We start from the raw sequence: 25607 nt of genomic DNA, 5'->3' as shown, positions 1-25607 counted from the left end.
CGGAAGAGAAAATGACGCAGCGTAAAGGCATCATCCTGGCCGGCGGCTCCGGCACCCGGCTGTATCCGATCACCAAGGGCGTCAGCAAGCAGCTGCTGCCGGTGTACGACAAGCCGATGATCTACTACCCGCTGAGCGTATTGATGCTGGCGGGCATCCGCGAGGTGTTGATCATCAACACCCCGCACGAGCAGGCGCTGTTCCAGCAGCTGCTGGGCGACGGCTCACAGTGGGGCATGGACATCCAGTACGCGGTACAGCCGAGCCCCGATGGACTGGCCCAGGCCTATCTGATCGGCCGCGACTTCGTGGCCGGCAAGCCGAGCTGCCTGGTGCTGGGCGACAACATCTTCCACGGCCACGGTCTGCGCGAAGTGCTGGATAGTGCCGATCAGCGTAGCCATGGGGCCACCGTGTTCGGCTATTGGGTCAACGACCCGGAACGCTATGGCGTGGCCGAGTTCGATAAGAACGGCAAGGTCATCGATCTGGTCGAGAAGCCGGAGAATCCGCGGTCGAACTATGCGGTCACCGGCCTGTACTTCTATGACGGCAATGCCAGCGACTACGCCGCCGAGCTCAAGCCGTCGCCGCGCGGCGAGCTGGAGATCACCGACCTTAACCAGCGCTACCTGCACGAGGGAAGTCTGCACCTGGAAGCGCTCGGTCGAGGGTACGCCTGGCTCGATACCGGCACCCACCAGTCGCTGCTGGAGGCATCCAACTTCATCGAGACCATCCAGACCCGCCAGGGCCTGCAGGTGTGTTGCCCTGAAGAAATTGCTTTCGGCAAGGGTTGGATCAGCGCAGAACAGCTGGAAGCATTGGCCGCGCCGTTGATCAAGAACAGCTACGGCCAGTACCTGCACAAACTCGCATTGCGTGGAGTCGTTCCGTGAAAGTGATTGAAACCAAGTTGCCGGGCTGCGTGGTGATCGAACCGGCCGTGTTCGGCGATGCACGCGGCTATTTCTTCGAAACCTGGAATGCCGAGCGCTTTGCTGCTCTGGGCCTGCCGGACCGCTTCGTGCAGAGCAACGTGTCGACCTCGGCGCAGGGGGTTTTGCGTGGCCTGCATTACCAGTGGCCGCGCCCGCAGGGCAAGCTGGTCAGCGTCCTGGAAGGTGAGGTCTACGACGTGGCCGTGGACATCCGTCGCGGCTCGCCAACCTTCGGGCAGTGGGAAGCGGTGGTGTTGAGCGCGGAGAACAAGAAGCAGTTCTGGATCCCGGAGGGCTTTGCCCATGGCTTTGCCGTGTTGTCCGAGCGTGCGGTGTTCAGTTACCTGTGCACCGAGATTTATCTGAAGGATTTCGATGCTGGTGTCCGCTGGAACGACGCTGACATCGCGGTGGACTGGCCGGTGAGCGCACCAACGCTTTCGGCCAAGGACGAGAACGCGCCGTTCCTGAAGGACATCGCCGAAGACCGACTGCCGGTATACATCGCATGACGGTGATGGTGTTCGGTGGTAACGGCCAGGTTGGCCAGGAACTGCTGCGCGCGCTGGCGCCGCTGGGTGCGGTGGTGGCGACCACCCGCAGCGGCCAGTTGCCCGACGGCAGCCCCTGCGAAGTGGCGGATTTTGCGCAGCCTGACAGCCTGACGGCACTGCTGGACCGCCTGCAGCCGACAGTGGTGGTCAATGCCGCCGCCTATACCGCCGTTGATCGTGCCGAGCAGGAGGTCGAAGCTGCCTTCGCTGCCAATGCGCAGGCGCCGGGCGTGATCGCGCGCTGGTGCGCGGCACATGATGTGCCGTTCGTGCATTACTCCACCGACTATGTGTTCGATGGCCAGGGCAGCGCGGCCTACCGCGAGGACGAGCCGACCGCGCCCTTGGGCGTGTACGGCACCAGCAAGCGCGATGGCGAGGATGCGGTGCGCGCGGCCGGCGGCCGTCATCTGATCTTCCGCACGGCGTGGGTGTATGCCTCGCATGGCGCGAATTTCCTGCGCACCATGCTGCGGGTGGGCGCCGAGCGCGACGCGTTGCGGGTGGTGGCCGACCAGATCGGTACGCCGACGCCTGCCGCGCTGATCGCTGATGTCACCGTGCAGGCGCTGCAGCATCCGGGGCAGCTGTCCGGGACCTGGCACCTGACCGCCAGCGGCCAGACCAGCTGGCACGGGTTCGCCGAGGCGATCTTCGCCGAAGCGTTGGCGGCTGGCGTGTTGGCCAAGGTGCCGACGGTCGAGGCGATTGCCAGTTCCGAGTACCCGACCCCGGCCAAGCGCCCGGCCTGGTCGGTGCTGGACAACCGCAAGCTGCAGCAGGACTTCGGCATCGCGTTGCCTGCATGGCAGGACGGCCTGAAGCGGGTGATGGCGGAGATTGCCTGACCCGGTAGGCGACGTGCCGACCAACGGTCGGCAGCCACCAGCGGGCGCCGGGTCAACTGCGCCCGTAGGTATCCTCGAAACGCACGATGTCGTCTTCGCCGAGGTAGCTGCCGGATTGCACTTCGATCAGTTCCAGCGGCAGCTTGCCGGGGTTGCGCAGGCGGTGGGTCACGCCCAGCGGAATGTAGGTGCTCTGGTTCTCGCTGAGCAGGATGACCTCATTGCCCCGAGTTACTTCGGCGGTGCCGCTGACCACGATCCAGTGTTCGGCACGATGGTGGTGCATCTGCAGGCTGAGCGTGCCGCCGGGCTTGACCGTGATCCGCTTCACCTGGAACCGCTCGCCGTTGTCGATCGAGTCGTAGGCGCCCCACGGGCGATAGACCTTGCGATGCCAGGTGGCTTCGCTGCGACCCTCGGCCTTCAGCTGTGCCACTACGGTCTTGACCTCCTGCATGCGGTCGGCCTTGCCGACCAGCACCGCGTCATCGGTCTCGACCACGATCACATCGTCCAGACCGACCAGGGCCACCAACCGCTGGGCGTAGGCGTAGGTGTTGCGGCAGTCGATGGCGATAACGTCGCCCTGGTGGGCGTTGCCATCGCCGTCCTGCTGCGAGACATCGCGCAGCGCGGTCCATGAGCCGACATCGTTCCAGCCGGCATCCAGTGGAATCACCACCGCATCGGCGGTCTTCTCCATCACTGCATAGTCGATCGAATCGGACGCAACCGCAGTGAAGGCGTCCTTGTCCAGGCGGGTGAAGTCGGCATCGCGGCGCGCCTGCTGCCAGGCCTGGCGGCTGCCGGCCAGCATGGCGGGATGGAAGCGCTCAAGCTCCTGCAGGTAGCGCGAGGCCTTGAACAGGAACATGCCACTGTTCCAGTAGTACTGGCCGCTGCTGACGTAACCGGAGGCGGTCTGCAGGTCAGGCTTTTCGACGAAGCGCTCGACCGCGCGCAGGCCCCGGCCTTCGGCGGCCTTGATATAGCCGTAGCCGGTTTCCGGTCCGGTCGGCACGATGCCGAAGGTCACCAGCTTGCCCGCCTCGGCGGCACCGGCTGCGGCCTGCACCGCGCTGCGGAAGGCGGCCTCGTTGGTGATCACATGGTCGGACGGCAGCACCAGCAGCAGTGCGTCGCCACCGTCACGGGTGGCTTCCAGCGCGGCAACGGCGATGGCCGGGGCCGTGTTGCGGCCGACCGGTTCAAGGATGATCGCGGCCGGCTCGGCGCCGACCTGCTGCAGTTGCTCGGCGGCGACGAAACGGTGTTCTTCGTTGGCGATGACCAGTGGCCCACGCGCGGCGATCGGCGCCACGCGCTTCCAGGTGGCCTGCAGCATCGTCAGCTCGCCCGCCAAAGGCAGGAACTGCTTCGGGTACGCCTCGCGCGAAAGCGGCCACAGGCGGGTACCGGATCCACCGGACAGGATGACGGGCTGGATGCTGCTCATGTGTTCCTCGGTTACTGCTGGATGAGGCGGGAAATGTCGTCGGTGCGCGCCTGCATCAGCGCAGCATCGCCTCGGGCTTCAACGTTCAGGCGCAGCAATGGCTCGGTGTTGGAGCTGCGCAGGTTGAAGCGCCAGTCACCGAAATCTGCGCTGATGCCATCGGTGTGGTCCAGCACGGGCGACTGCGCCGCGAAGTGCTCCATCACGCGAGCGACGGCGGCCTTGGCATCGGCGACCTTGAAATTGATTTCGCCACTGCACGGGTAGGCAGCCATGCGGTCTTCGACCCAGTCGGCCAGCGAGCGGCCACTTTCGGAGACCAGCTGGGCGATCAGCAGCCACGGGATCATTCCGGAGTCGGCATAGGCAAACTCGCGGAAATAGTGGTGGGCACTCATCTCGCCGCCGTACACCGCGTCTTCGGCGCGCATCTTCTCCTTGATGAAGGCGTGGCCGCTCTTGCACTGTACGGGCACGCCGCCGGCCTGCTCGACCATGTCCACGGTGTTCCAGACCAGGCGTGGGTCATGCACGATCTTGCCGCCCGGGTTGCGCGCCAGGATTGCCTTGGCCAGCAGGCCGACCAGGTAGTAGCCCTCGATGAAGCGGCCGGTGTGGTCGAAGAAGAAGCAGCGATCGAAGTCCCCGTCCCAGGCAATGCCGAAATCAGCACCGTGTTCGCGCACCGCATCGGCGGTGGCGGCGCGGTTTTCCGGCAGCAGCGGGTTGGGAATGCCATTGGGGAAGCTGCCGTCCGGCTCGTGGCAGATGCGGATGAATTCGAACGGCAGGTGCGGTGCCAGCAGATCGACGATGGCACCGGCGCCGCCGTTGCCGGCGTTGACCACCAGCTTCAGCGGGCGCAGCTTGCTGGCATCGACGTAGCTCAGCAGGTGCTGGATGTACGCACGCTTGTCGTGCTGGGCGCTCTGCCCGGCGCGCGGCGCCTGCGCCTCGGAGGTATCGGCGGCAACCGCATCGGAAATCGCGAACAGGCCGGTATCGGAGCTGATCGGACGCGCGTTTTCCTTGACCAGTTTCATCCCGTTGTAGTCCATCGGATTGTGGCTGGCGGTGACCATCACGCCGCCGGCCGCACCCAGGTGGTCGGTCTGGAAATAGACTTCCTCGGTGCCGCACAGGCCGATATCGATCACTTCGCGCCCGGTACCCCGCAGGCCTGCAGCCAGCGCGTCCTGCAGCGCGGGACTGGTCAGGCGCACGTCGTGGCCCAGTACCACCGGGCCTGGCGCAAGCTGCGCCGCCAGCGCCACGCCGATGCGGCGAGCCAGCGCTTCGTTCAGTTCTTCCGGCACGCGGCCGCGGATGTCATAGGCCTTGAAGGCGGGCAGGGGCATCGATCGGATCCTTGGGGAGCTCAGCCTGCGATTGTAGTCCCAGACCTGTATGGGAATCGTTTCCATGCCGCAACGCCACGTGACCGGTTGCAGTGCTGGCCTAGAATGGGCGGATTACATCAACGAGGTGAGGGCGTAGATGAGCAACCCGGCAACGACCGGCGGAAAGCGCAGCAAGCGCTTCGCCAGTGCGGCGGAGGCCCTGCAGGGGGTGGTCGCCGATGGCCAGACCCTGGCCGTGGGCGGCTTCGGCCTGTGTGGCATTCCCGAGGCGCTGATCGCCGCCCTGCGCGACAGCGGTGCCAAGGGCCTGACCGTGATTTCCAACAATGCCGGTGTCGATGGCTTCGGCCTGGGCCAGCTGCTGGAAACCCGCCAGATCAAGAAGATGATTTCGTCCTACGTGGGCGAGAACAAGGAGTTCGAGCGGCAGTTCCTGGCCGGTGAGCTGGAGCTGGAGTTCAACCCGCAGGGCACCCTGGCCGAGCGCCTGCGTGCCGGTGGCGCGGGTATTCCGGCGTTCTTCACCGCCACCGGTTTTGGCACGGTGGTGGCCGAAGGCAAGGAAACCCGCGAGTTCGACGGCAAGCACTACGTGATGGAGACCGCGCTGCGCGCCGACGTGGCGCTGGTCAAGGCCTGGAAGGCCGATGAGGCCGGCAACCTGGTGTTCCGCAAGACCGCACGCAACTTCAACCCGGCCTGTGCGATGGCCGGCAAGGTCTGCATCGTGGAAGTGGAAGAAGTGGTGCCGGTCGGTGCCATTGATCCGGACCAGGTGCACCTGCCGGGCATCTACGTGCACCGCATCGTGCACAACGCACACCCTGAAAAACGCATCGAACAGCGCACCATCCGCGCGGAGGGCAACTGACATGGCGTGGACCCGTGATGAGATGGCGGCCCGCGCTGCCCAGGAATTGACCGATGGCGCCTACGTGAACCTGGGCATCGGCCTGCCGACGCTGGTGGCCAACCACATTCCCGAAGGCGTGGATGTGTGGCTGCAGTCGGAAAACGGCCTGCTCGGCATTGGCCCGTTCCCCACCGACGCTGAAGTCGACGCCGATCTGATCAATGCCGGCAAGCAGACCGTCACCGCGCGTGCCGGTGCCAGCTACTTCGGCAGCCACGACAGCTTCGCGATGATCCGCGGTGGTCACGTCAACCTGGCCATCCTCGGCGCCATGCAGGTGACGGCCAAGGGCGACCTGGCCAACTGGATGGTGCCCGGCAAGATGGTCAAGGGCATGGGCGGTGCGATGGACCTGGTGGCCGGCGTGCAGCGCGTGGTGGTGCTGATGGAGCACACCGCCAAGAACGGCGAGCACAAGATCCTGTCCGAATGCACGCTGCCGTTGACCGGCGTCGGTGTGGTCGATCGCATCATCACCGACCTGGCCGTGTTCGACGTGACCGACAACGGCCTGCTGCTGGTGGAAGCGGCACCGGGCGTCAGCGATGGCGAGTTGGCGGAAAAGACCGGCGTACCGTTCCAGCGCGCCTGATTGATGTGAACAGGGGGCGCTTGCGCCCCCTTCGTTTGCCCTCAACTGCGCCGCGCGTAGGCATATTCGCCGTCGTTGTTGTCGGCCTCACCAAGGCACGCTGCCGCCGTTGCGATGCGCAGTCCGGCGTGTTCGCAGCAGGCGCCGAACGCGCGTTCAATAGCATGCGCCAGCGTCCCGTCGACCTGGCCCTGTTCGGAATCGAAGTCGCTGCGATACAGGTGCGCGTCCAGCAGCGGGCGAAGTGCCTGCAGCCGCCACCAGCCCATGCTGCCCGCACCAAATTGGCTGGCGTCTATGGCTTTGCTCAGCCCGAGCCGCGCCTGCAGTCTTGTCAGCGCAGGACCGTTACCACCTACGAAATCGGCAACGGGCAGCAGATGTCCTTCCGCCACCACCATGCCCAGGCCGGGGTCGGCCTGGAACACGGCGTGGATGCGCGCGGCACGTCCATCCTGTATCAGGCGCTGCAGCAGTTCCTGCCGCCACTGGTCCCCATTGTTGCGATGGGTCGAGCGCTTGGTGTGCAGCTTCAGCACAACATCATGATCCGCCTGCATCAGCCGCTCGGCGACCTGCAGGAAGGGAAGAATGTCGCGGCCATGGTTGTCCACGGCAATGACGTCGCCCTGCAACCCGTGATCCAGCAGGGCGCGCCGGACCTGGTCCAGCTGGTGCTCCGGGGTGGTCACCACGATGGTCCAGTCCAGGGCTGCCTCGCGCAGCGCGGACAGTACCTCCGGCAGGGTCTCCAGATACCAGGCGTGGACGTGCACTGCCGGTTGCTGACGCAGTGCCGGGGCCGATATCAACGCATTGCGCGTAGCGTGCAGCCAGGCATGCCCGAGGCGTGCATCCGGTTCCAGTACGGCGCCTTCGGCCCACTCGTTCCAGGCATTGATGAAGACCATTCGCTGCGTCTGCGGCACTGCGGACAGGCGTTCATGGATCGTGGTGCGCAGCCAATCGCGATAGCCACGCGGTGAGGCGTGCAGATACACGCGGCCGCGGCCGGAGCGCCGTGCCTCGTTGTCCCAGCCCGGATTCACGCCGGGATAGAGCGGATAGTCCGGTAGCGGCCGGGCTGCGATCTCTGCGGCCAGTTCGCGCCAGTCGCGGACATCGCCGTTGAACGCCGGATTGAGCAGCCACTGCTGTGCCGACAGGGAACGCGGGTTGCTCATGTTCGGCGGGAATTCCACGGCGGCATCGAAGCCGATGTCGCGGGGATCCGGCCGTTCAAAGCCCTGAACGTAGGCCAGGTGGATCTCACCGACACCGTTGTCGCGGCACCAGCTACGCCAGCGCTCGGCTGTCGCATGGGCGTCGGGCAGCAGGTGCGGGCGATAGACGAGCAGCATCGGCCGCCCCTCCACCTTCAACGCGCGCCGGTCGCGCAGGTAAGGCGCGACATGGGCGATGAAGGCCAGATCGTCCTCTGCGCTGTGCTGCTGGCCGATCAGGATGTCCTCATCGCGGCCATCCCAGCGCCGTGCCCAGTTTTCGTTGGCCCAGCACAGGCAGAACGGCAGATCGATGCGGTCGTCGGCCAGCCACTGACGCAGCGGGTCCTCCATCAGGGTGCGGCCGCTGAACCAGTAGTAGTAGAAGCAGAACGCGCCGATACCGTACTCAGCGGCGAGGCGCGCCTGATCACGCATCACCTGCGGGTTGCGCAGGTCGTAGAACCCGAGGTCGGCAGGCAGACGCGGCTGGATGTGCCCCTCGAACTGCGGCAGGGCGCGGGTCACATTGCGCCACTCGGTAAAGCCCTTGCCCCACCAGGCATCGTTCTCCGGGAACGTGTGGAACTGCGGCAGGTAGAACGCGACCAGGGTTGCCGGCATCGAGGTGGGTAACGCCTGCTGCTGCCATGTGCGATGGCCAATCGCGGGCTCGTCGGCGCGCCAGCGCAGCTGCGCGCTTGCACGCGGGCCAGCGGAATCCTGTTGACCCTTCGGTGGCGGCGGAACCCAGTCGCCATGCCGCGCCAGCAGGCGGGTACGTATCCGGTCACGCTGCGCCTGGGACAGTGGCATGGCCCGGAACACGGCGCGCAGCAACGGGAACAGCGACTGGCGCACGCTCATCGGGCGAGGCCCCGCGGAGGAGGGCAAGCGGAGTGAATCAGCATAAGGGCGACGGTCATGGGTTCATTTTCGGTGCTGGCGGCCGTGACGGCAAACGCCAGCATGCTAGCGTGTAGCCATGTTGTTCCCCCACGACCTGCCCGATGCCGATGTCCAGCACCTGCCGGGCTGGCTGGCTTCGGCTGACGCCGACCGGCTGATGGCCGCGCTGCAGGCCGAAGTGGCATGGGAAGTCCATCGCATCCGCATGTTCGGCAACTGGGTGGATTCGCCGCGGCTGAGCTGCTGGATCGGCGACCCGCAGGCCCGCTACCGTTACTCCGGTGCCGAGTTCGTGCCACACCCCTGGCCACCTGTGTTGCAGGCCCTGCGTGAGCGCCTGCAGGCCGCGGGCATCGGTTGCTTCAACAGCGTGTTGCTGAACCGCTATCGCGGCGGCACTGACCATATGGGCTGGCACAGCGATGACGAGCCCGAACTGGGCCCGGCGCCGGTGATCGCGTCGCTGAGCCTGGGGACGGCCCGGCGTTTCCTGCTGCGGCGGCGAGACGACACGACGCGCAAGGCAGAGTTCCTGCTTGGCCATGGCGATCTGTTGTTGATGGCCGGACAGACCCAGCGGTTCTACCAGCACGCACTACCGAAGATGGCACGGGTGCAGGGAGAGCGCATCAACCTGACGTTCCGCTGGATTGCGCCGCGCTGATGGGCGGCCGCCGGGCATCGCCCGGCGCTACCTGGGGTCAGCGCGTGATGCCCGGCTGGTCGGCCTGCCCGCTCACCAGCGTCCAGCCGACCACGTCCTGCGCCAGCTGCTGCAGGCCGCGTTCGAACGCGGCAGTGACCGCCGGGACGTCGGTGCTGCCGACCGGCTGCGCCTGGCGGAAGGTGCGGTCGGCGACCACGCGCTGGTCGGCGACGTGGATCAGCTTGGCGTTGACCTCGATGACCACGGTCGGCGTGGCCTGGCCCTGGTAATCCGATTCGAAGCGGCGCACGTCGGTGGACAGCTTGTAGTCGGCACGGATGCCCGCGCTGCTGCGCGCCACGCCGCGGATCCGGCCGGAGTCCTCGAAACCGCGCAGCAGGGTGTCCTCGATCATGTCGGTGGCCGGCTGTGCCCAGCTGGCGCCCTTGTAGATCTCCATCTGCGACGGCGTCGGGCGCACGTTGATGCGCGGGCTGTCGACCATGCGCGCGGCGCTGGGCTTGGCCAGTACCAGCTGCCAGCTGGCCTGTGGCCACGCGGGATCGGCCTTCACCTGCACGGCAGGCGAGTACAGGGTCACTGCGGTTTTCTCGCTGCTGCCAAGGATGGAGCAGCCGCCCAGCAGGGTGACCATCGAGGCCGCCAGCAGCAGGCGCGGAAGGGTGGTCGTGCTCATTTGGGTTCGAACTCCTTCGGTGCGTCGCGGCCCAGCAGGTAGCGCGCGGGGTTGTTCTCGAGGCGGTCGCTGACCCGGCGCAGGTCGCGGATCAGGCCACGCAGCTCGGTCAGCGTCGGGCCAAGCTGGCCGAGGCCGTCGTTGGCGAAGCTGTTGATCGCTGCACGGTTCTCGCCCAGGATCGAATCGGCATTGCCGGCGGCCGAATCGAGCTTGCCCAGCGTGGCGTCGAGCTTGTCGATGATGCCCGGCAGCTGCTGCACCAGGTTCTTGTCCAGGCGCTCGATGGTGCCGTTGGTGGTCTTCAGCGTGGTGTCCAGGCTGCGTGCGGCATCGCGCGCGCTGAGCAGCAGTGCCTGGGTGCCCTGGTCGCGATCGGCCAGGCCACCACTGATCGTTTCAAGATTGGCCAGCGTTGCATTGATCGAAGCGACGTTGCGGTCGCTGAGGATCTGGTCCATGCGCTCGACGATGCGGTTGGCCACGTCGGTGATGTTCTGCAGCGCCGAGGGCGTGGTCGGGATGATCGGTGCCGGGTCCTTGTTGACCGTGGTCAGCGCCGGCGACTGCGGCGTACCGCCGCTGAGCTGGATGATCGACGGGCCGGTGAGGCTGGTGATCGCCAGCTTGGCGCGGGTATCGGTCTTGACCGGCGTGGTCGAGTTCAGGCGGATGCGTGCGACCACCTGGCGCGGATCGTCCGGCACCAGGTTCAGTTCGGTGATCGAACCGACCGCGATGCCGTTGTACTGCACAGGGCTGCCCACCGACAGGCCGGTCACCGCTTCGCGGAACACCACGCGGTATTCCTGCCAGGTACGGTCGGAGGAGTACTTGGCGGCCCACAGGCCGAAGGCCAGCAGGGCCAGGCCGGTGATCAGGGTGAACGCGCCGATCAGCACGTAGTTGGCTTTGGTTTCCATGGCTCAGGCACTCTCGATCTGTTCGCCGCGCGCGGCACGCGCACGCGGTCCGTGGAAGTATTCCTGGATCCACGGATGATCCAGTTTCTCGATTTCCGGCAACGGTGCATTGGCCACCACCTTGCGGTCGGCCAGCACGGCAACGCGGTCGCAGATGGCGTACAGCGTGTCCAGGTCGTGGGTGATCAGGAACACGGTCAGTCCCAGCGCTTCCTGCAGGGTCTTGATCAGGCGGTCGAACGCGGCCGCGCCGATCGGGTCGAGGCCGGCGGTGGGTTCGTCCAGGAACAGCAGCGGCGGATCCAGCGCCAGGGCGCGCGCCAGGCCGGCGCGCTTGCGCATGCCGCCGGACAGCTGCGACGGCAGCTTGTTGATCGCGTCGGCGGGCAGGCCGGCCAGCTTCACCTTCAGCAGTGCCAGTTCGTAGTGCCAGCGCTCGGGCAGCTCACGATGGTGCTCCTTCAGCGGTACCTGCACGTTCTCGCCCACGGTCAGCGAGGAGAACAGGGCGCCGTCCTGGAACAGCACGCCGGTGTTGCGCTCGATGTGCAGGCGGCTTTCGGGATCGTCGGCACGTGCGTCGCGGCCCAGCACTTCGATCTGCCCTTCGTCGGGCGTGCGCAGGCCGAGAATCGAGCGCATCAGCACCGACTTGCCGGTACCGGAGCCGCCGACCACGCCCAGGATCTCGCCGCGGCGCACGTCCAGGTCCAGGTCCTCATGCACGGTCTGGCTGCCGAAGCGATTGACCAGGCCGCGCACGCGGATCGCCAGTTCATGGCCCTGGTCGTCACGCATGTCGAGGATTTCGGGGCGGGCGGATGTGCTCATGTCACCAGTCCATGTGCATGAACCACAACGCCGCGAAGGCGTCGATGATGATCACCAGCGAGATCGTCTGCACCACGCTGGAGGTGGTGCGTTCGCCGACCGACTGCGCGGTGCCTTCCACCTTCAGTCCTTCCAGGCAGCCGATCAGGCCGATGACCAGCGCGAACACCGGTGCCTTCGACAGGCCGACCAGCATGTGCCGCACTTCCATCGTCTCGTGCATGCGCGCGATGTACATCTGTGGCGGGATGTCCAGGTCGAATGCGCCGACGGTGATGCCGCCGGCGAGGCCGGCAACCATTGCGATGAAGGTCAGCAGCGGCAGGGTCACCAGCAGCGCCAGCAAGCGGGGCAGCACCAGCAGGTCGACCGGGTCCAGGCCGAGGGTGCGCATCGCATCGATCTCCTCGCGCGCCTTCATCGCGCCGATCTGCGCGGTGAAGGCGCTGGCGGTGCGGCCGGCCAGCACGATGGCGGTCAGCAGCACGGCGAACTCGCGCAGGAAGGCGATGTTGACCAGCTCGACGACGTAGATCTCGGCGCCGAAATCACGAAGGATGGTCGAGCCGAGGAAGGCGATCACCGCGCCGACCAGATAGGACAGCAGCGCCACCAGTGGTACCGCATCCAGCCCGACCTGCTCCATCTGGTGCACGGTGGCGGTCAGGCGGAAGCGGCGGGGTTCCTTGACCAGGCGCGCCGCCTTGACCAGGTTCTCGCCGAGGAAGCTGCACAGTGCCTTGATGTTGTGGCCGGTGGCATGAACGCTGACACCCAGACGCTCCAGTGCCGCCAGCACGCCGAAATCGCGCTTGGGCTTGGGCCTGTCGTCGGCCACTTCCTCGATGGTGCAGACCAGCGCCTGGTGGTCCTGACGGAACTGCAGGGCATCCTCGCCAAGATCGGCGCGATGCGCCACGCGCAGCACCTGCAGCACGCCGGCCGAATCCATCTGCTCGATGCCGGTGGCATCGATGCCGGTCAGTTTTTCTGGAACGCCGCGCAGGACTTCGGCCGCGGCCAGCGCGGTCTTCAGGGTCCAGGTGCCGGACAGGCGGATCAGGCCCGGGTCATGGGCGTCCTGTTCGAGCTGGGGGGCGAGGTTCGGGGTCACTTGGGCCATTCGGGTCGCAGCATAACCGGTCTGTCTTGGGCATCGCGTCGAACTCGGATGAATTTCTCCGGTAAGGCCCGGCCTAGGTAATACTACGGCGCATGTCCGCAGACGCTCACACGATCCCCACGCCCCAGGCCACCTACGCGCAGCGCGTGGCCTTCGTTTCCGAGATCGCCGGACGGCTGCACAGCTACGGCACCACGGCCCAGCGCCTGGAAACGGCAGTCGTGGCACTGGCCCGCCAGCTCGATCTGGATTGTGAACCGTGGTCGAATCCCACCGGTATCATCCTCAGCTTCAGCGACCCGGCGCAGGCGATCGGCTCCAGTGACATCACCCGCGTGATCCGGCTGGCGCCCGGCGAGAACGACCTGCACAAGCTCAGCGTCGCCGACCATATCGCCGAGGAAGTGTCCAACGGGCGGATGAGCATCGCCCAGGGCCACACCGCGCTGCGCCAGCTGGACAAGGATCCGGGCCGGCGCGGCAAGCTGCGCACCATCCTGTCGTTCAGCCTCGGCGCGGCTGGTGTGGCCGGCATGTGGAAGCTGCCGTGGCTGGACATCGCCACCGCCGGTGTCATCGGCCTGATGATCGGCCTGCTCGGCATGGTCACCGACCGCCGCCCGGCCACCCGCGAGGCGGCCGAAGCATTGGCCGCGCTGCTGGCGGGCCTGGTCGCCACCCTGGTCGCGTCGTTCATCGGCGCGCTCAACCTCAACACGGTGATCATCGCCTCGCTGGTGGTGCTGCTGCCGGGCATGTCGCTGACCAATGCGGTCAATGAACTGGCCAGCCAGCACTGGGTGTCGGGCACCGCGCGTTTCGCCGGTGCACTCACCACCATCATGAAGCTCAGCGTCGGCGCGATGATCGCGGTGACCCTGGCAGACGTGCTCGGGCTGGACCCGGTGATCCGTGCGGCGCGGCCCCAGGGGCCGTGGGTGGAGTGGGGCTCGCTGCTGACCGCCGCGTTCGCGTTCGCGATGCTGTTCAAGGCCAACCGCCGCGATTACCCGTGGGTGATCGCCGCCTCGGTGGCCGGTTATGCCATTTCCAAGTTCGGTGGCCATGCCTGGGGGGCACCGGCGGGCATCTTCCTGTCGGCGATGCTGTTGACCGCCGGCGGCAATCTGTTCGGCCGCCTGGTCGGTCGCCCCGGCGCGATCATCCGCCTGCCGGGCATCATCATGATGGTGCCCGGCAGCACCAGCCTGCGTGGCGTGCTGACCCTGGTCCAGCAACAGGACGTGGGTGCCGGCCAGAGCGTGTTCCTCACCGTGCTCAACGTGGTGATGGCACTGGTCGCCGGCCTGCTGTTCGGCAATCTGCTGATGCCCGCGCGTAAAACCCTGTAATCGCCCTTCTGCGCTGCTTCCTGTGGGTGTGGACCGTTGCTCCACACACCTCCAGGGAAATGAAAAAACGCCGGCGTTCGCCGGCGTTCTTCATTGCATACCGATCTGGCCTCAGGCCTTCTTGATCAGGAAATCTTCCGGCTTCTTGCTGCCCTTGGCGGTCAGCTCGGCCATCCAGCGCGGCTGCTTGCCACGGCCGGTCCAGGTTTCCTTCGGGTTGGCCGGGTTGCGGTACTTCGGGGCGACCTTGCCCAGCTTGCGGCCTGCCGTCTTGGACGGCGCCTTGGTCGCAGTGGCGACCTTGCGGGCGCGCGGAGCGGGGGCGCCGCCGAACAGTTCCTCGATGGTGTAACCCTCGGTCTTGGCCAGCTTGCTCAGCTGGGCCCGGACCTTGGTGATCGGCCGGCGCTTGGCGACGATGGTCTGCTGCTTCTTCGCGGTGCGGATCAGGGCGCCCAGCTCTCGTGCCGACAGGCCGGTCAGGTCAATGCTCATTTACGGTTACTCCGGAAACTAATGTGTGGACGGGACGAGCCAGTCCATGGCGTCGCGGGACAGAATAAAGATGAATTAATCCAAGCACAAATGCAGGTCGGTCAGGGCTTGGCGGCATGCCGACTGCAGCGCGTCGATTTTGACCGGATTATGTCTGTTGCAGTATCGAGCAGCGGTTCGGGCGGCAAAAAAAGACCGGGGCATGCTCCGGTCCTTTCCTGATCAGCCCTGCAGGCGCTGCAGCAGGGTGGCCTTGTCGAGGCTTTCCGCTTCGCTGGCGCGACGCGAGCGGTACTCGTAGGTGCCAGCGGCCAGGCCGCGTTCGCTCACCACCACGCGGTGGGGGATACCGATCAGCTCCATGTCGGCGAACATCGCGCCCGGGCGCAGGCCACGGTCGTCGAGCGCTGCATCCAGGCCCGCATCGCGAAGCTCCTGCAGCAGGCTGGCAGCAGCGTCGGCCACGGCCGCGTCGCCCTTCGGGTTGATCACGCACACCACCACCTGCCACGGCGCCATCGCGTCCGGCCAGATGATGCCGGCCTCGTCATGGTTCTGTTCGATCGCGGCAGCGACCACGCGCGAGATGCCGATGCCATAGCAGCCCATCGCCATCACGGCCGCCTTGCCGTTCTCGTCCAGCACGGTGGCGTCCAGTGCCTTGGCATACGTGCGGCCGAGCTGGAACACGTGGCCGACTTCGATGCCACGGGCGATCTTCAGTTCGCCGCCGTCCAGCGCGCGGTCACCGGCACGCACGTTGCGGATGTCGGCCACTTCCGGCTCCGCCAGGTCACGGCCCCAGTTGACGCCTGCCAGATGGAAGCCGGCTTCGTTGGCACCGACGACGAAGTCGGACATCGCCGCCACTTCGCGATCGGCCACCACGCGGATGGCCTTGGCCGGGGCGACCGGGCCAAGGAAGCCCGGCACGCTGCCCAGGTGCTCTGCGATTTCCGCCTCGCTGGCGAAACGCTGCTCAGCCAGGCCGGCAACCTTGGCCAGCTTGATCTCGTTGACCTCATGATCGCCGCGCACCAGCGCCAGCACGAACTGCTGTGCCTCGCCTTCGCCGGCGATCAGCGCCACCGACTTCACGGTGCGCTGCAGGTCGATGCCGAGCAGGGCTGCAACGTCCTCGCAGGTCTTCTGGGTGGGCGTATCGACCTTGCGCAGGGCTTCTCCGGCTGCCGCGCGCGGTGCCGGGTCGGCAGCGATCGCCGCTTCCATGTTCGCTGCGTAGTCCGAACCGGTGGAGAACACCAGCGCGTCCTCGCCGGAATCGGCGATCACGTGGAATTCCTGCGAGGCATCACCGCCGATCGCGCCGGAGTCGGCCTGCACCATGCGGAAATCCAGGCCGAGTCGGGTGAAGATGCGGCTGTAGGCCGACTTCATGTTCTCGTACTCGCGCACCAGGCACTCATCGTGCAGATGGAACGAGTAGGCGTCCTTCATCAGGAACTCGCGCGAACGCATCACGCCGAAGCGCGGACGGATTTCGTCGCGGAACTTGGTCTGCACCTGGTAGAAGTTGACCGGCAGCTGCTTGTAGCTGGACAGCTCGCTGCGCGCGAAGTCGCAGGCGGCTTCTTCGGCGGTCGGGCTGTAGCAGAACACCTGGTCCTTGCGATCCTTGATCTTCAGCAGCTGCGGGCCGAACTTCTGCCAGCGCCCGGTCTGCTCCCACAGTTCCTTCGGCTGGATGGTCGGGATCTGGAATTCCACGGCGCCGGCGCGGTCCATTTCCTCGCGGACGATGCGTTCAACCTTGCGCAGCACGCGCAGGCCCAGCGGCGACCAGGTGTACAGGCCCGATGCCAGCTTGCGGATCATGCCCGCACGCAGCATCAGCCGGTGGCTGGTCAGCTCGGCGTCGCTGGGGGTTTCCTTGGTGGTGTGCAGGTGGAACTGGGAGAGGCGCATCGTCGGCTTCGGATAACGGCAGAGACGCCTATTCTGCCAGCCCGGCCGGGGGGAGGGGTATCGGCAGGGCTGCGCCCTGCACCTGCCTCAGGCAACGTCACCTGCAACAGCAACAGCGGGTTTTCCGTGGGATGGCGGGGTGGGTCCGGTTGCGGGAGACGCCGTAAACCCGTCCATGGGGGCTTGGCCGCGGCATCCATGCCGCGGACACTCCCGCAACCGGACCCACCCCGCCTTCGACAGTTTCCCGCGATCTGCCCCCCTTTTGTAGAGCCGAGCCATGCTCGGCTGCTGTTCGATCAATTCTCGAAATATTCGATTTCCATGGAGATTCATCCACGCATGGCGTAGATCTACTGGCGACCGGCCAACTGTCGAAGGCGGGGCACTGTGGGTTTGCGGGGTGTGAGCCGCATGGATGCGGCGACCAAGCCCCCATGGACGGGTTTACGGCGTCCCCGCAAACCCACAGTGCCCCGCCATCCCACGGAATGCCGCATTTGACGTTGACCTTGCTTCGGCAGGTGCAGGGCGCAGCCCTGCCGATACCCTTACTCCGCCGGGCAGTAGGCCTTGATGGCCGCGTCGGCCAGCCCCTTCTGCGCCGTGCGCTGCTCCGGGGTCAGCGCGGTATCGGGCTTGCCGTCGCCATTGGTGTCCTGCATCACCGGGCCGGACCCTTCCAGCAGGGCCAGGTTGGCGCGGGCGGTGCTGCACTGCTCCGGCACCGGCGCGGCCGGGGTCCCGGTACCGGCCGCGGCCTGTGGGCTGCGGGCCTGCTCGCGGGTCTCGAATTTCTTGCCCGCCGGCGGGGTCTCCGAGTACTGGGTCACGCCGTTGGCGTCCTTCCACTTGTAGACCGGACCGGCCACGGCGTGGGCACTGGCCAACAACAGCAGGCATCCAAGGCAGGACAGGGCACGCATGGCAGACTCCGCGGAATGGGCGTAGAACGCCGATTGCAGCATTGGCACCGAGCACTGGCAAGTCGATTAAACTGGATTCCATGGACCCGATCACACCGCCGCCGCGTTCGCGCACGATTTACCTGCTGCCCAACCTGTTCACCACCGCCGGGCTGTTCGCTGGCTTCTACGCGATCATCGCCGCGGCCAACGGGGATTTCGTCAACGCCAGCATCGCCGTGTTCGTGGCGGCGGTGATGGATGGCCTGGACGGGCGCGTGGCGCGCCTGACCGGCACCAGCAGCGAATTCGGCGTGCAGTACGACTCACTGGCCGACCTGGTCAGCTTCGGCATGGCCCCGGCGCTGGTGATGTATCACTGGTCGCTGTCGTGGCTGAAGTTCGATGACCCGCTGCTCGGCCGCGTCGGCTGGGCCGTGGCCTTCCTGTATGCCGCCTGCGCGGCGCTGCGCCTGGCCCGCTTCAACACCCAGGTGGCGGTGGTCGACAAGCGCTGGTTCGTCGGCCTGGCCAGCCCGGCGGCGGCTGGCCTGATGATGTCCTTCGTCTGGGCCTTCGCCGATGGCAACCTGGGCTGGGACGGCAACCAGCTGCGCTATGTGGCGCTGGCCGTGACGATCATCGCGGCGCTGCTGATGGTCAGCCGCATCCGTTTCTGGAGCTTCAAGGGCGGTGCCGCCAAGGGCACCCGCTCCGATCGCGTCCCGTTTCTGGTGCTGGCACTGGTGCCGGTGGCAATCGCCATCGCGGTCATCGATCTGCCGCGCGTGCTGTTCGCGGTGGGCATCCTGTACGCCCTGTCCGGCCCGGTGATGTGGGCCGTGCAGCGCCTGCGCAAGAGGCCCGAGGCGGCGTGAGCCAGGACCTGCCCGTGCTGTGGTCTCCGGCCCAGCAGGCCTGGCTGCAGGCCATGGGCTACACCGTCTACCACGACGGCCAGCTGGCCGCAGAGCTGGACGCTGCGCTGCAGCTGAGCGTGGCCGAAGCCGAGGCGGCCGCCGCGCCGCCGACGCAGCCGGCGCGGGGAAGCGCCGCATCTTCGTCGGGCGAACCCCGCGCCGAAGCTGTGCCGTCGCCCGGTCTGCAACACCCGGCGCCGCCACGCCGCGAGACCCCGGTCAACGCACCCGATACCGCCCCGGCTGCGGCGCGTCCGCTGCCGGCCGGGAATGCCCGGCAGCCCGTGGTGCGCCTGCCGGATCGCCTGCAGATTGCGCTGCTGCGTGCGTCCGGCTGCAATCCCAATGATCCGGCGACGCAGGCGCTGATGGACAGTTGGCCGCTGGACCAGCTGCGCCACGACCCGGCCGCCAAGCGGGCGCTGTGGCCGCAGCTGCGTGCCCTGCGCAAGCGGGGCGCGCCATGAGTGCGGTCAGCCAGCCCGGCCCGGTCAGCCTGCGCGCGTTGCGCGAGAGCGATCTCAATGCGGTGATGGCGATTGAAGTGCGCGGTTATCCGTTCCCATGGACGCGCGGTATCTTCGTTGACTGCCTGCGCGCGGGTTACCCGGGCCTGGCGATGGAGCGCGATGGCCAGCTGATCGGCTACGGCGTGCTCAGCATCGCCGCCGATGAGGCGCATGTCCTGAACGTCTGCATCGATCCGTCGACGCAGTCGCGGGGGCTCGGCCGCCAGTTGCTGCGTGCGCTGGTGCAGCTGGCCGGAGACCGTGGCGCGCAGCGCGTGTTCCTGGAAGTGCGGCCGTCCAATGCGCCTGCGCTGGCGCTGTACCACAGCGAAGGCTTCAACGAGATCGGCCGTCGCCCGCGCTACTACCCCGCCGCGCAGGGCCGCGAAGACGCGCTGGTAATGGCGATCGAGCTGGTCGACGGCGACCTGCAGGCGATGCCGCCGCTGTAGCGGAGAAGGGTTGCCGGCCAGCGGCCGGCACTACCGATGAATCGGTAGCTGCCAACCTTGGTTGGCACGCTTTCCTCACGCCAGCCGCAACGCCAGCACGCCACCGACGATGAGCGACGCCGCGAGCCAGCGCGCGCGTGGTATCCGTTCGCGCAGCAGGAATACCGAGATCAGCAGCGCGAACAGGATCGAAGATTCGCGCAGCGCCGAAACCATCGCCACCGGCGCCTGGGTCATCGCCCACAGCGCCATCGCATATGAGGCGGTGGTGCCGACGCCGCCGGCCATGCCCAGCGGCCAGTGCTGGCGCGCATAGGTCAGCACCGCACCCCGCCGGGTGTACAGCGCCCACAGCGGCAATGGAATGCCCGACAGCAGGAACAACCACAGTGTGTAACTGAGCGCGCTGCCGGACTGGCGCGCACCCTGCGCATCGACCAGGGTGTAAGTGGCGATCATCGCGGCAGTCAGCAGTGGCAGCCGAAGCTGGCCACCTCGTGCACCCAGTGCCATGCACAGGATGCCCGTGCTGACCAGCACTACACCCAGCCACGCGACGGGCGGCAGCCCTTCACCCAGCAGGGTGCCGGCCAGTGCGACCAGGATCGGCGCACTGCCACGCATCAGCGGATAGGCCAGGCTCATGTCGACCTGCTGATAACAGCGTGCGACCAGGCCGTAGTAAGTCACCTGCAGCAACACCGAGGCACCCAGCCACGGCCAGCTGTGCGCGGCAGGGAAGGGCAGGAACGGCAACGCGGTGGCCGACAGCAGCGCGGCGCTGCCAGTGACCAGCACGGTGCCGAGGAACTTGTCCGGCCCGCGCTTGACGATCGCATTCCAGCTGGCATGCAGTGCTGCAGCAGCGAGGACGAGCAGGAAGATGGAAAGCGGCATCCGCCGATGATGCCATGCGGGGCAAATGGAAACGCCGGGCATCGCCCGGCGTTTCCGATTCCACTTCGGTGGGTGCCAACCTCTCCCGCCGCGGTAGGTGCCAACCTCTCCCGCCGTGGTAGGTGCCAACCTTGGTTGGCACGCACCAGAGCGCGGCGGTTACAGCTTCGCGCGCTGCTCGCGCAGGCCAGCCAGCTGGGTGTTCCAGTCGGCCAGGCGCACGCGCTCCTGCTCGACTACGGCCGGCGGCACCTTGTCGGTGAACTTGGCCAGCTTGGTCTCGCTCTTTTCCTTTTCGACTTCGACGCGGGCGATTTCCTTGTCCAGGCGCACGCGCTCGGCATCAAGATCGACCAGGCCTTCCAGCGGCACCAGCAGCTTCAGTTCACCGACGATTGCGGCGGCGGCCGGCGGTGCGCTTTCGCCTTCGGCCAGCCACTGGATGCTGTCCAGCTTCAGCAGGAACGACAGCGAGGCACTGAAGCGTTCGATGCGCACGCGGTCCTGCTCCAGCCCGGCCTGCAGGCGCAGCGGCACCAGCTTGGACGGCGCGACATTCAGTTCACTGCGCACGCGACGCACCGCACTGATCACCGCCTTCAGCCATTCCACGTCGGCCTCGGCCTGGGCGAAATCGCCTTCGAACTCGGCCGCGGTCGGGTACGGGCGCAGCGACAGCGTGGTCTCGGCCAGGCCCAGGCGCGGGGCCAGCTGCTGCCACAGCTGTTCGGTGATGAACGGGGTCAGCGGGTGCAGCAGGCGCAGCAGTGCTTCCAGCACGTACAGCAGGGTGTGGCGGGTGCTCTCGGCGTCGGCGGCGTCACCACCGTTCAGTGCCGGCTTGCTCAGCTCCAGGAACCAGTCGCAGAACGCGTTCCAGGCGAACTCGTACAGGCACTGTGCCAGCAGGTCGAAGCGGTAGGCGGCGAAATGGCCCTGTGCTTCGGCAGTGGTGGCGGCCAGGCGCGCCAGGATCCAGCGCTCGGCATCGGTGCGCGGCTTGGGCACGCCGCTGAACGCCGCGCCCTCGGTGTTCATCAGGGCGAAGCGGCTGGCGTTCCACAGCTTGTTGCAGAAGTTCTTGTAGCCCTCGGCGCGGTTCATGTCGAACTTGATGTCGCGGCCGTGGGTGGCCAGCGCGGCGATGGTGAAGCGCAGCGCGTCGGCACCGTGGGCGGCGATGCCGTCCGGGAATTCCTTGCGGGTGGCCTTCTCGATCTTCTCCACCATCTTCGGCTGCATCAGGCCGCCTGTACGCTTGGCGACCAGGTCGTCGATGGTGATGCCGTCGATGATGTCCAGCGGATCGAGCACGTTGCCCTTGCTCTTGGACATCTTCTGGCCCTGGCCGTCACGGATCAGGCCGGTGAAGTAGACGTCCTTGAACGGGATCTTCCCGACCAGGTTGTCGGTGGCCATGATCATGCGCGCCACCCAGAAGAAGATGATGTCGAAGCCGGTGATCAGCACCGACGACGGCAGGTAGCGGTCGAAGCCACGCTCGGCCATGGCCTGTTCGTTCGGCCAGCCCAGGGTGGAGAACGGCCACAGCTGCGAGGAGAACCAGGTCTCCAGCACGTCGCCTTCCTGGTTCAGCACCACATCGCTGCCGAGGTTGTGCTTCGCGCGCACTTCCGCTTCGCTGCGGCCGACGTAGCAGCTGCCGGTGGCGGCATCGAACCACGCCGGGATGCGGTGGCCCCACCACAGCTGGCGGCTGATGCACCAGTCCTGGATGTTGTTCATCCAGTGGCGGTAGGTGTTGATCCAGTTCGGCGGCACGAAGGAAATGCTTCCATCCTCCACCAGCGCCAGGCCACGCTTGGCCAGGTCGTCCATCTTCACGAACCACTGGTCGGTCAGGTACGGCTCGATCACCTGGCCGGTACGGTCGCCGCGCGGCACCTGCAGCTTGTGCGCCCTGGTCTCGACCAGGATGCCAAGGTCTTCCAGTTCGGCCAGCACGGCCTTGCGCGCTTCGTAGCGGTCCAGGCCCTGGAAGCGTTCCGGCGCATTCTCATTCAGCGCCGCCACCGGGGTGAACAGGTTGATCATCGGCAGGCTGTGGCGCACGCCGACGTCGTAATCGTTGAAGTCGTGCGCCGGGGTGACCTTGACCACGCCGGTGCCGAACGCACGGTCCACGTAGTCGTCGGCGATCACCGGCACGCGGCGGCCGGTCAGCGGCAGCACCACGCTCTTGCCGATCAGGTGCGCATAGCGCTCGTCTTCCGGGTGCACCATCACCGCGGTATCACCCAGCAGGGTTTCCGGGCGGGTGGTGGCGACCACCAGGTAATCGCGGGTCTCGCGCAGGGTTTCCACGCCGTCGGCATCGCGCTCGACGTGCTCGTAGCTCAGGCCTTCATCCAGCGTGTAGGCGATCGACCACAGGAAGCCGTCTTCCTCGGCGCTCTCCACTTCCAGGTCGGAAATGGCGGTCTTCAGCACCGGGTCCCAGTTGACCAGGCGCTGGCCACGGTAGATCAGGCCCTGCTCGTACCAGCGCACGAAGGCTTCGTTGACCGCGGCCGACGGCTGCGGGTCCATGGTGAAGGTGCTGCGCGACCAGTCGGCGGAGGTGCCGAGCCGGCGCATCTGGCGCTCGATGGTGTCGCCGGACTGCTGCTTCCATTCCCAGACCTTGCCGATGAAGCCTTCGCGGCCCAGCGAATCGCGGGTCTCGCCCTTGCCTTCCAGCGTCAGGTTGCGGCTGACCACCATTTCGGTGGCGATGCCGGCATGGTCGGTACCGACCTGCCACAGCGTGTCGTAGCCGCGCATGCGGTGGTAGCGCACCAATGCGTCCATCAGGGTCTGCTGGAAGGCATGGCCCATGTGCAGGGTGCCGGTCACGTTCGGCGGCGGCAGCAGGATGGTGTACGGCTCGCCCGTGCCGGACGGCTTGAAGTGGCCGGCCTTCTCCCAGGCCTCGTAGAGGTCGGTCTCGAAGGACTTCGGGTCGTAGCTGGAGGCGAGTTGGGTCATGCGGGGGAACCAGGAGGCAATCGTTGAAGGATCAGGGCACGGCGGCGGCCCATCAAGGGGGCCGGCGCGTGCTTACATGTCGTGCTTGTTCAGGTCGTAACCGGCGGCCTTGTACTGGCGCCAGCGTTCGCGCAGCGGTTCGCGCGCTTCCGGGTCGGCCGGGACCACCTCCAGCACGCGCTCGCACTGGCCCAGCCAGGGATCGTCGCGCAGGTTGATCACCAGCGGGCGGGCCGGGGCCTCGGTGCCGGGCACCGCGATCAGCACCAGTGCTTCTTCCTCGTCCATGTCCTCGCCGGCGATCTGGTGCGGGATGTAGGCGTCGTCATCGAACGCCCACAGCAGCTCGTCCAGTTCCTCGGCCTGGGCCTGGTCGCGGGCCAGCACCAGGGTGAACAACCCGGCGTCGTTGGCCTTGCGCGCCAGCTCGCAGACCAGGCGCAGCGGCTCGGTCAGGAAGCGGGGCTTGGCGATCAGGTAGAAGTCGGCGCGGGGCATGGCAGGGTCCGGGTCAGGCAAGGGCCCGGCGTTGCCGGGCGAGGCCCTGGCCGGCGGTGGCCGGCCAGGGTCGGGTACGGCATCAGGCGCGGGCGACCTGGTCCAGCAGCCACTGGCTCAGCAGGCCGACCGGGCGGCCGGTGGCCATGCCACGCTTGCCTTCATCGCTGGCCACGCCGGCGATGTCCAGGTGTGCCCAGCGCTGGCCTTCGGTGAAGCGCGACAGGAAGCAGCCGGCGGTGATCGCACCGGCCCAGCGGCCGCCGATGTTGTAGACGTCGGCGAAGGTCGAATCCAGCATCGGCTGGTACTCGTCCCACAGCGGCAGGCGCCAGGCGCGGTCGAACACGTGTTCGCCGGCGGCCAGCAGCTCGTTGGCCAGGTCGTCGTGCTTGCTCATCAGGCCAGCGGTCTGGTGGCCCAGGGCGACCATGCAGGCACCGGTCAGGGTGGCGACGTCGACCAGCGCGGCCGGCTCGAAACGCTGCGCGTAGGTCAGCGCGTCGCACAGGATCAGGCGGCCTTCGGCGTCGGTATTGCCGACTTCGATGGTCTTGCCCGACATCGAGGTGATCACGTCGGACGGACGGTAGGCGTTGCCGTCGATGGCGTTTTCCACCGCCGGGACCACCACCACCAGGTTCAGCGGCAGCTTGGCCTTGACCGCGGCGACGAAGGTGCCGATGACGTTGGCGCCACCGCACATGTCGTACTTCATCTCCTCGATGCCGCCCTGGGTCTTCAGGTTGACGCCACCGGTATCGAAGGTGATGCCCTTGCCGACCAGCACGTAGGGCTTGGCGTCGCCGGCGCCGGTCCACTTCAGCACGACCAGGCGCGGGCGGTTGGCCGAACCACGGGCCACGGCCAGCAGCGAGCCCATGCCCAGCGCTTCCATCTGGGTCTCATCCAGGATCTCGGCCTCGGCGCCGTCGTGCTCGCCGGCAAACTTCACGCCCACTTCGGCCAGGTAGGCCGGGGTGCAGTAGTTCGGCGGCAGGTTGCCCAGTTCGCGGGCGAACTCGACACCGGCGGCGATGGCCTGGCCCTGGGCCAGGGCCTGGGCGTCGTCACCGGCAATGGCCAGCTGCGCCAGGCCGGCATCGTCGGCCTTCTTCTTGCCCAGGGTGGCGGTGTAGCGGTAAGCAGCGTGATCGGCGGCGATCACGGCCTGGCGGATCGCCCAAGCGGCGTCGCGGTCCTTCACCGCCACCTCGGACAGGGTGAACAGTGCACTGCGGGTGGCACCGGCCTTCAGCGCGCGCACGGCGTCGCCGATGGCCTTCAGGTACTGGGGCACGCCGAAACGGGCGGCCTCACCGAGGCCGACCACCAGCACGCGCGGGGCCGACACCCCCGGCAGGTCGTGCAGCAGGGTGGTGGCGCCGGTCTTTCCCGACAGGTCGCCGCGCTGGGCCAGGGCGGCCAGGCGACCGCCGCTGGCGGCGTCCAGTGCCTTTGCGGCCGGAGTCAGGGTATGGTCGGCATACGCGCCGACCACCAGGCAATCAACGGTGGCGGCGGCCGGAGCAACGTGGTTCAGGGTGAATTCGAGGGCCATTGAGCAGATTCCATTGGCAAGTCCGTACAATCGCGGACCGTTTACGCCCAGACAGTAGACTGGGCGGCACCGCGAACGAACCCCAGA

General features: G+C 67.0%; 24 protein-coding genes. 10 read left to right on the top strand and 14 right to left on the bottom strand.

The window, feature by feature from the left end:
* Positions 1 to 11 precede the first annotated feature (11 nt).
* The 3 genes from rfbA to rfbD are packed head-to-tail and all read left to right on the top strand — an operon-like array spanning position 12 to position 2343.
* Positions 12 to 899 carry a glucose-1-phosphate thymidylyltransferase RfbA gene (gene rfbA / locus AC5P7U_RS12745; RefSeq protein WP_197563769.1) on the top strand — a complete coding sequence of 296 codons (888 nt, stop codon included), beginning with the start codon at positions 12 to 14 and terminating at the stop codon, positions 897 to 899.
* Entirely contained in the window at positions 896 to 1453 is a 558-nt protein-coding gene (gene rfbC / locus AC5P7U_RS12740) for a dTDP-4-dehydrorhamnose 3,5-epimerase (RefSeq protein WP_004154103.1), read from the top strand. Before rfbA ends, rfbC begins: the two co-directional genes overlap by 4 nt.
* Positions 1450 to 2343 carry a dTDP-4-dehydrorhamnose reductase gene (gene rfbD, locus AC5P7U_RS12735; protein WP_004154104.1) on the top strand — a complete coding sequence of 298 codons (894 nt, stop codon included), beginning with the start codon at positions 1450 to 1452 and terminating at the stop codon, positions 2341 to 2343. The genes rfbC and rfbD overlap by 4 nt, the downstream gene beginning before the upstream one ends.
* Before the next feature lie 52 nt (positions 2344 to 2395).
* On the opposite strand, the gene AC5P7U_RS12730 is transcribed toward rfbD, so the two are convergent.
* Both AC5P7U_RS12730 and AC5P7U_RS12725 read right to left on the bottom strand, forming a co-directional pair.
* A complete protein-coding gene (locus AC5P7U_RS12730; protein WP_004154105.1) occupies positions 2396 to 3799 on the bottom strand; it encodes a mannose-1-phosphate guanylyltransferase/mannose-6-phosphate isomerase in 1404 nt (467 codons plus the stop codon).
* An 11-nt stretch (positions 3800 to 3810) separates the two neighbouring features.
* The gene (locus tag AC5P7U_RS12725; RefSeq protein WP_197563768.1) at positions 3811 to 5157 is read right to left on the bottom strand and encodes a phosphohexomutase domain-containing protein; all 1347 of its coding nucleotides are present in this window, start codon (positions 5155 to 5157) and stop codon (positions 3811 to 3813) included.
* A 139-nt stretch (positions 5158 to 5296) separates the two neighbouring features.
* Between AC5P7U_RS12725 and AC5P7U_RS12720 the strand changes: the two genes are divergently transcribed.
* Together AC5P7U_RS12720 and AC5P7U_RS12715 are read left to right on the top strand one after the other, a co-directional pair.
* The gene (locus AC5P7U_RS12720) at positions 5297 to 6031 is read left to right on the top strand and encodes a CoA transferase subunit A (protein ID WP_004154108.1); all 735 of its coding nucleotides are present in this window, start codon (positions 5297 to 5299) and stop codon (positions 6029 to 6031) included.
* A gap of 1 nt (position 6032) precedes the next feature.
* The gene (locus AC5P7U_RS12715; protein WP_004154109.1) at positions 6033 to 6665 is read left to right on the top strand and encodes a CoA transferase subunit B; all 633 of its coding nucleotides are present in this window, start codon (positions 6033 to 6035) and stop codon (positions 6663 to 6665) included.
* A 41-nt stretch (positions 6666 to 6706) separates the two neighbouring features.
* Here AC5P7U_RS12715 and AC5P7U_RS12710 read toward each other — a convergent pair whose 3' ends face one another.
* Positions 6707 to 8755, bottom strand: coding sequence for a glycoside hydrolase family 99-like domain-containing protein (locus AC5P7U_RS12710; RefSeq protein ID WP_004154110.1), 2049 nt, complete (start codon positions 8753 to 8755; stop codon positions 6707 to 6709).
* A gap of 118 nt (positions 8756 to 8873) precedes the next feature.
* Between AC5P7U_RS12710 and AC5P7U_RS12705 the strand changes: the two genes are divergently transcribed.
* Complete coding sequence (locus AC5P7U_RS12705) at positions 8874 to 9461, top strand: alpha-ketoglutarate-dependent dioxygenase AlkB family protein (RefSeq protein ID WP_495221174.1); 588 nt, start codon at positions 8874 to 8876, stop codon at positions 9459 to 9461.
* Positions 9462 to 9498: 37 nt separating this feature from the next.
* On the opposite strand, the gene AC5P7U_RS12700 is transcribed toward AC5P7U_RS12705, so the two are convergent.
* The 4 genes from AC5P7U_RS12700 to AC5P7U_RS12685 are packed head-to-tail and all read right to left on the bottom strand — an operon-like array spanning position 9499 to position 13017.
* Complete coding sequence (locus AC5P7U_RS12700; protein ID WP_197563765.1) at positions 9499 to 10140, bottom strand: ABC-type transport auxiliary lipoprotein family protein; 642 nt, start codon at positions 10138 to 10140, stop codon at positions 9499 to 9501.
* Positions 10137 to 11063 carry an MlaD family protein gene (locus AC5P7U_RS12695; protein ID WP_004154114.1) on the bottom strand — a complete coding sequence of 309 codons (927 nt, stop codon included), beginning with the start codon at positions 11061 to 11063 and terminating at the stop codon, positions 10137 to 10139. The genes AC5P7U_RS12700 and AC5P7U_RS12695 overlap by 4 nt, the downstream gene beginning before the upstream one ends.
* Positions 11064 to 11066: 3 nt before the next feature.
* The gene (locus AC5P7U_RS12690) at positions 11067 to 11894 is read right to left on the bottom strand and encodes an ABC transporter ATP-binding protein (protein ID WP_004154115.1); all 828 of its coding nucleotides are present in this window, start codon (positions 11892 to 11894) and stop codon (positions 11067 to 11069) included.
* A 1-nt stretch (position 11895) separates the two neighbouring features.
* Positions 11896 to 13017 (bottom strand): ABC transporter permease, encoded by a 1122-nt coding sequence (locus AC5P7U_RS12685; protein WP_004154116.1) that lies wholly within the window; start codon positions 13015 to 13017, stop codon positions 11896 to 11898.
* Positions 13018 to 13109: 92 nt separating this feature from the next.
* Here AC5P7U_RS12685 and AC5P7U_RS12680 point away from each other — a divergent pair, with 92 nt between their 5' ends.
* Positions 13110 to 14369, top strand: a complete 1260-nt coding sequence (locus AC5P7U_RS12680) for a threonine/serine exporter family protein (RefSeq protein WP_004154117.1) — start codon at positions 13110 to 13112, stop codon at positions 14367 to 14369.
* 111 nt (positions 14370 to 14480) lie between these two features.
* Here the strand turns inward: AC5P7U_RS12680 and AC5P7U_RS12675 are convergent, their stop codons facing one another.
* The 3 genes from AC5P7U_RS12675 to AC5P7U_RS12665 all read right to left on the bottom strand — a co-directional run bounded on the left by AC5P7U_RS12675 (position 14481) and on the right by AC5P7U_RS12665 (position 17716).
* The gene (locus AC5P7U_RS12675) at positions 14481 to 14864 is read right to left on the bottom strand and encodes an H-NS histone family protein (RefSeq protein ID WP_004154120.1); all 384 of its coding nucleotides are present in this window, start codon (positions 14862 to 14864) and stop codon (positions 14481 to 14483) included.
* 222 nt (positions 14865 to 15086) lie between these two features.
* The gene (locus AC5P7U_RS12670; protein ID WP_049458183.1) at positions 15087 to 16790 is read right to left on the bottom strand and encodes a proline--tRNA ligase; all 1704 of its coding nucleotides are present in this window, start codon (positions 16788 to 16790) and stop codon (positions 15087 to 15089) included.
* A 551-nt stretch (positions 16791 to 17341) separates the two neighbouring features.
* Positions 17342 to 17716 carry a DUF4124 domain-containing protein gene (locus AC5P7U_RS12665; protein ID WP_197565045.1) on the bottom strand — a complete coding sequence of 125 codons (375 nt, stop codon included), beginning with the start codon at positions 17714 to 17716 and terminating at the stop codon, positions 17342 to 17344.
* An 80-nt stretch (positions 17717 to 17796) separates the two neighbouring features.
* On the opposite strand from AC5P7U_RS12665, the gene pssA reads away from it, so the two are divergent.
* From pssA to rimI, 3 genes are read left to right on the top strand one after another with little or no spacing between them, the layout of a single operon-like run.
* Positions 17797 to 18573, top strand: coding sequence for a CDP-diacylglycerol--serine O-phosphatidyltransferase (pssA, locus tag AC5P7U_RS12660; protein ID WP_308309632.1), 777 nt, complete (start codon positions 17797 to 17799; stop codon positions 18571 to 18573).
* Positions 18570 to 19082 carry a hypothetical protein gene (locus tag AC5P7U_RS12655; protein ID WP_004154128.1) on the top strand — a complete coding sequence of 171 codons (513 nt, stop codon included), beginning with the start codon at positions 18570 to 18572 and terminating at the stop codon, positions 19080 to 19082. Before pssA ends, AC5P7U_RS12655 begins: the two co-directional genes overlap by 4 nt.
* The gene (gene rimI, locus AC5P7U_RS12650) at positions 19079 to 19576 is read left to right on the top strand and encodes a ribosomal protein S18-alanine N-acetyltransferase (RefSeq protein WP_004154129.1); all 498 of its coding nucleotides are present in this window, start codon (positions 19079 to 19081) and stop codon (positions 19574 to 19576) included. The genes AC5P7U_RS12655 and rimI overlap by 4 nt, the downstream gene beginning before the upstream one ends.
* 75 nt (positions 19577 to 19651) lie before the next feature.
* On the opposite strand, the gene AC5P7U_RS12645 is transcribed toward rimI, so the two are convergent.
* The 4 genes from AC5P7U_RS12645 to AC5P7U_RS12630 all read right to left on the bottom strand — a co-directional run bounded on the left by AC5P7U_RS12645 (position 19652) and on the right by AC5P7U_RS12630 (position 25520).
* The gene (locus AC5P7U_RS12645; RefSeq protein WP_197565046.1) at positions 19652 to 20473 is read right to left on the bottom strand and encodes an EamA family transporter; all 822 of its coding nucleotides are present in this window, start codon (positions 20471 to 20473) and stop codon (positions 19652 to 19654) included.
* A gap of 159 nt (positions 20474 to 20632) precedes the next feature.
* Positions 20633 to 23461 (bottom strand): valine--tRNA ligase, encoded by a 2829-nt coding sequence (locus AC5P7U_RS12640; RefSeq protein ID WP_495221172.1) that lies wholly within the window; start codon positions 23459 to 23461, stop codon positions 20633 to 20635.
* 72 nt (positions 23462 to 23533) lie between these two features.
* Positions 23534 to 23959 (bottom strand): DNA polymerase III subunit chi, encoded by a 426-nt coding sequence (locus AC5P7U_RS12635; RefSeq protein WP_004154132.1) that lies wholly within the window; start codon positions 23957 to 23959, stop codon positions 23534 to 23536.
* Between the two features lie 82 nt (positions 23960 to 24041).
* The gene (locus AC5P7U_RS12630; RefSeq protein ID WP_197564954.1) at positions 24042 to 25520 is read right to left on the bottom strand and encodes a leucyl aminopeptidase; all 1479 of its coding nucleotides are present in this window, start codon (positions 25518 to 25520) and stop codon (positions 24042 to 24044) included.
* Positions 25521 to 25607: the final 87 nt, after the last annotated feature.

It is taken from the genome of Stenotrophomonas sp. YJH_SMC_57 (assembly GCF_059369755.1).
This window is presented reverse-complemented; position numbering and strand designations above follow the sequence as displayed.

Bases quoted from the DNA above. Each gene is read 5' to 3' on its own strand.
- rfbD (WP_004154104.1), top strand. From the start codon at position 1,450: ATGACGGTGATGGTGTTCGGTGGTAACGGCCAGGTTGGCCAGGAACTG.
- AC5P7U_RS12725 (WP_197563768.1), bottom strand. From the start codon at position 5,157: ATGCCCCTGCCCGCCTTCAAGGCCTATGACATCCGCGGCCGCGTGCCG.
- AC5P7U_RS12715 (WP_004154109.1), top strand. From the start codon at position 6,033: ATGGCGTGGACCCGTGATGAGATGGCGGCCCGCGCTGCCCAGGAATTG.
- AC5P7U_RS12685 (WP_004154116.1), bottom strand. From the start codon at position 13,017: ATGGCCCAAGTGACCCCGAACCTCGCCCCCCAGCTCGAACAGGACGCC.
- AC5P7U_RS12640 (WP_495221172.1), bottom strand. From the start codon at position 23,461: ATGACCCAACTCGCCTCCAGCTACGACCCGAAGTCCTTCGAGACCGAC.
- AC5P7U_RS12690 (WP_004154115.1), bottom strand. From the start codon at position 11,894: ATGAGCACATCCGCCCGCCCCGAAATCCTCGACATGCGTGACGACCAG.
- rimI (WP_004154129.1), top strand. From the start codon at position 19,079: ATGAGTGCGGTCAGCCAGCCCGGCCCGGTCAGCCTGCGCGCGTTGCGC.
- AC5P7U_RS12705 (WP_495221174.1), top strand. From the start codon at position 8,874: ATGTTGTTCCCCCACGACCTGCCCGATGCCGATGTCCAGCACCTGCCG.
- AC5P7U_RS12665 (WP_197565045.1), bottom strand. From the start codon at position 17,716: ATGCGTGCCCTGTCCTGCCTTGGATGCCTGCTGTTGTTGGCCAGTGCC.
- AC5P7U_RS12630 (WP_197564954.1), bottom strand. From the start codon at position 25,520: ATGGCCCTCGAATTCACCCTGAACCACGTTGCTCCGGCCGCCGCCACC.
- AC5P7U_RS12695 (WP_004154114.1), bottom strand. From the start codon at position 11,063: ATGGAAACCAAAGCCAACTACGTGCTGATCGGCGCGTTCACCCTGATC.
- AC5P7U_RS12675 (WP_004154120.1), bottom strand. From the start codon at position 14,864: ATGAGCATTGACCTGACCGGCCTGTCGGCACGAGAGCTGGGCGCCCTG.
- pssA (WP_308309632.1), top strand. From the start codon at position 17,797: ATGGACCCGATCACACCGCCGCCGCGTTCGCGCACGATTTACCTGCTG.
- AC5P7U_RS12700 (WP_197563765.1), bottom strand. From the start codon at position 10,140: ATGAGCACGACCACCCTTCCGCGCCTGCTGCTGGCGGCCTCGATGGTC.
- AC5P7U_RS12680 (WP_004154117.1), top strand. From the start codon at position 13,110: ATGTCCGCAGACGCTCACACGATCCCCACGCCCCAGGCCACCTACGCG.
- AC5P7U_RS12670 (WP_049458183.1), bottom strand. From the start codon at position 16,790: ATGCGCCTCTCCCAGTTCCACCTGCACACCACCAAGGAAACCCCCAGC.
- rfbA (WP_197563769.1), top strand. From the start codon at position 12: ATGACGCAGCGTAAAGGCATCATCCTGGCCGGCGGCTCCGGCACCCGG.
- AC5P7U_RS12730 (WP_004154105.1), bottom strand. From the start codon at position 3,799: ATGAGCAGCATCCAGCCCGTCATCCTGTCCGGTGGATCCGGTACCCGC.
- AC5P7U_RS12635 (WP_004154132.1), bottom strand. From the start codon at position 23,959: ATGCCCCGCGCCGACTTCTACCTGATCGCCAAGCCCCGCTTCCTGACC.
- AC5P7U_RS12720 (WP_004154108.1), top strand. From the start codon at position 5,297: ATGAGCAACCCGGCAACGACCGGCGGAAAGCGCAGCAAGCGCTTCGCC.
- AC5P7U_RS12710 (WP_004154110.1), bottom strand. From the start codon at position 8,755: ATGAGCGTGCGCCAGTCGCTGTTCCCGTTGCTGCGCGCCGTGTTCCGG.
- AC5P7U_RS12645 (WP_197565046.1), bottom strand. From the start codon at position 20,473: ATGCCGCTTTCCATCTTCCTGCTCGTCCTCGCTGCTGCAGCACTGCAT.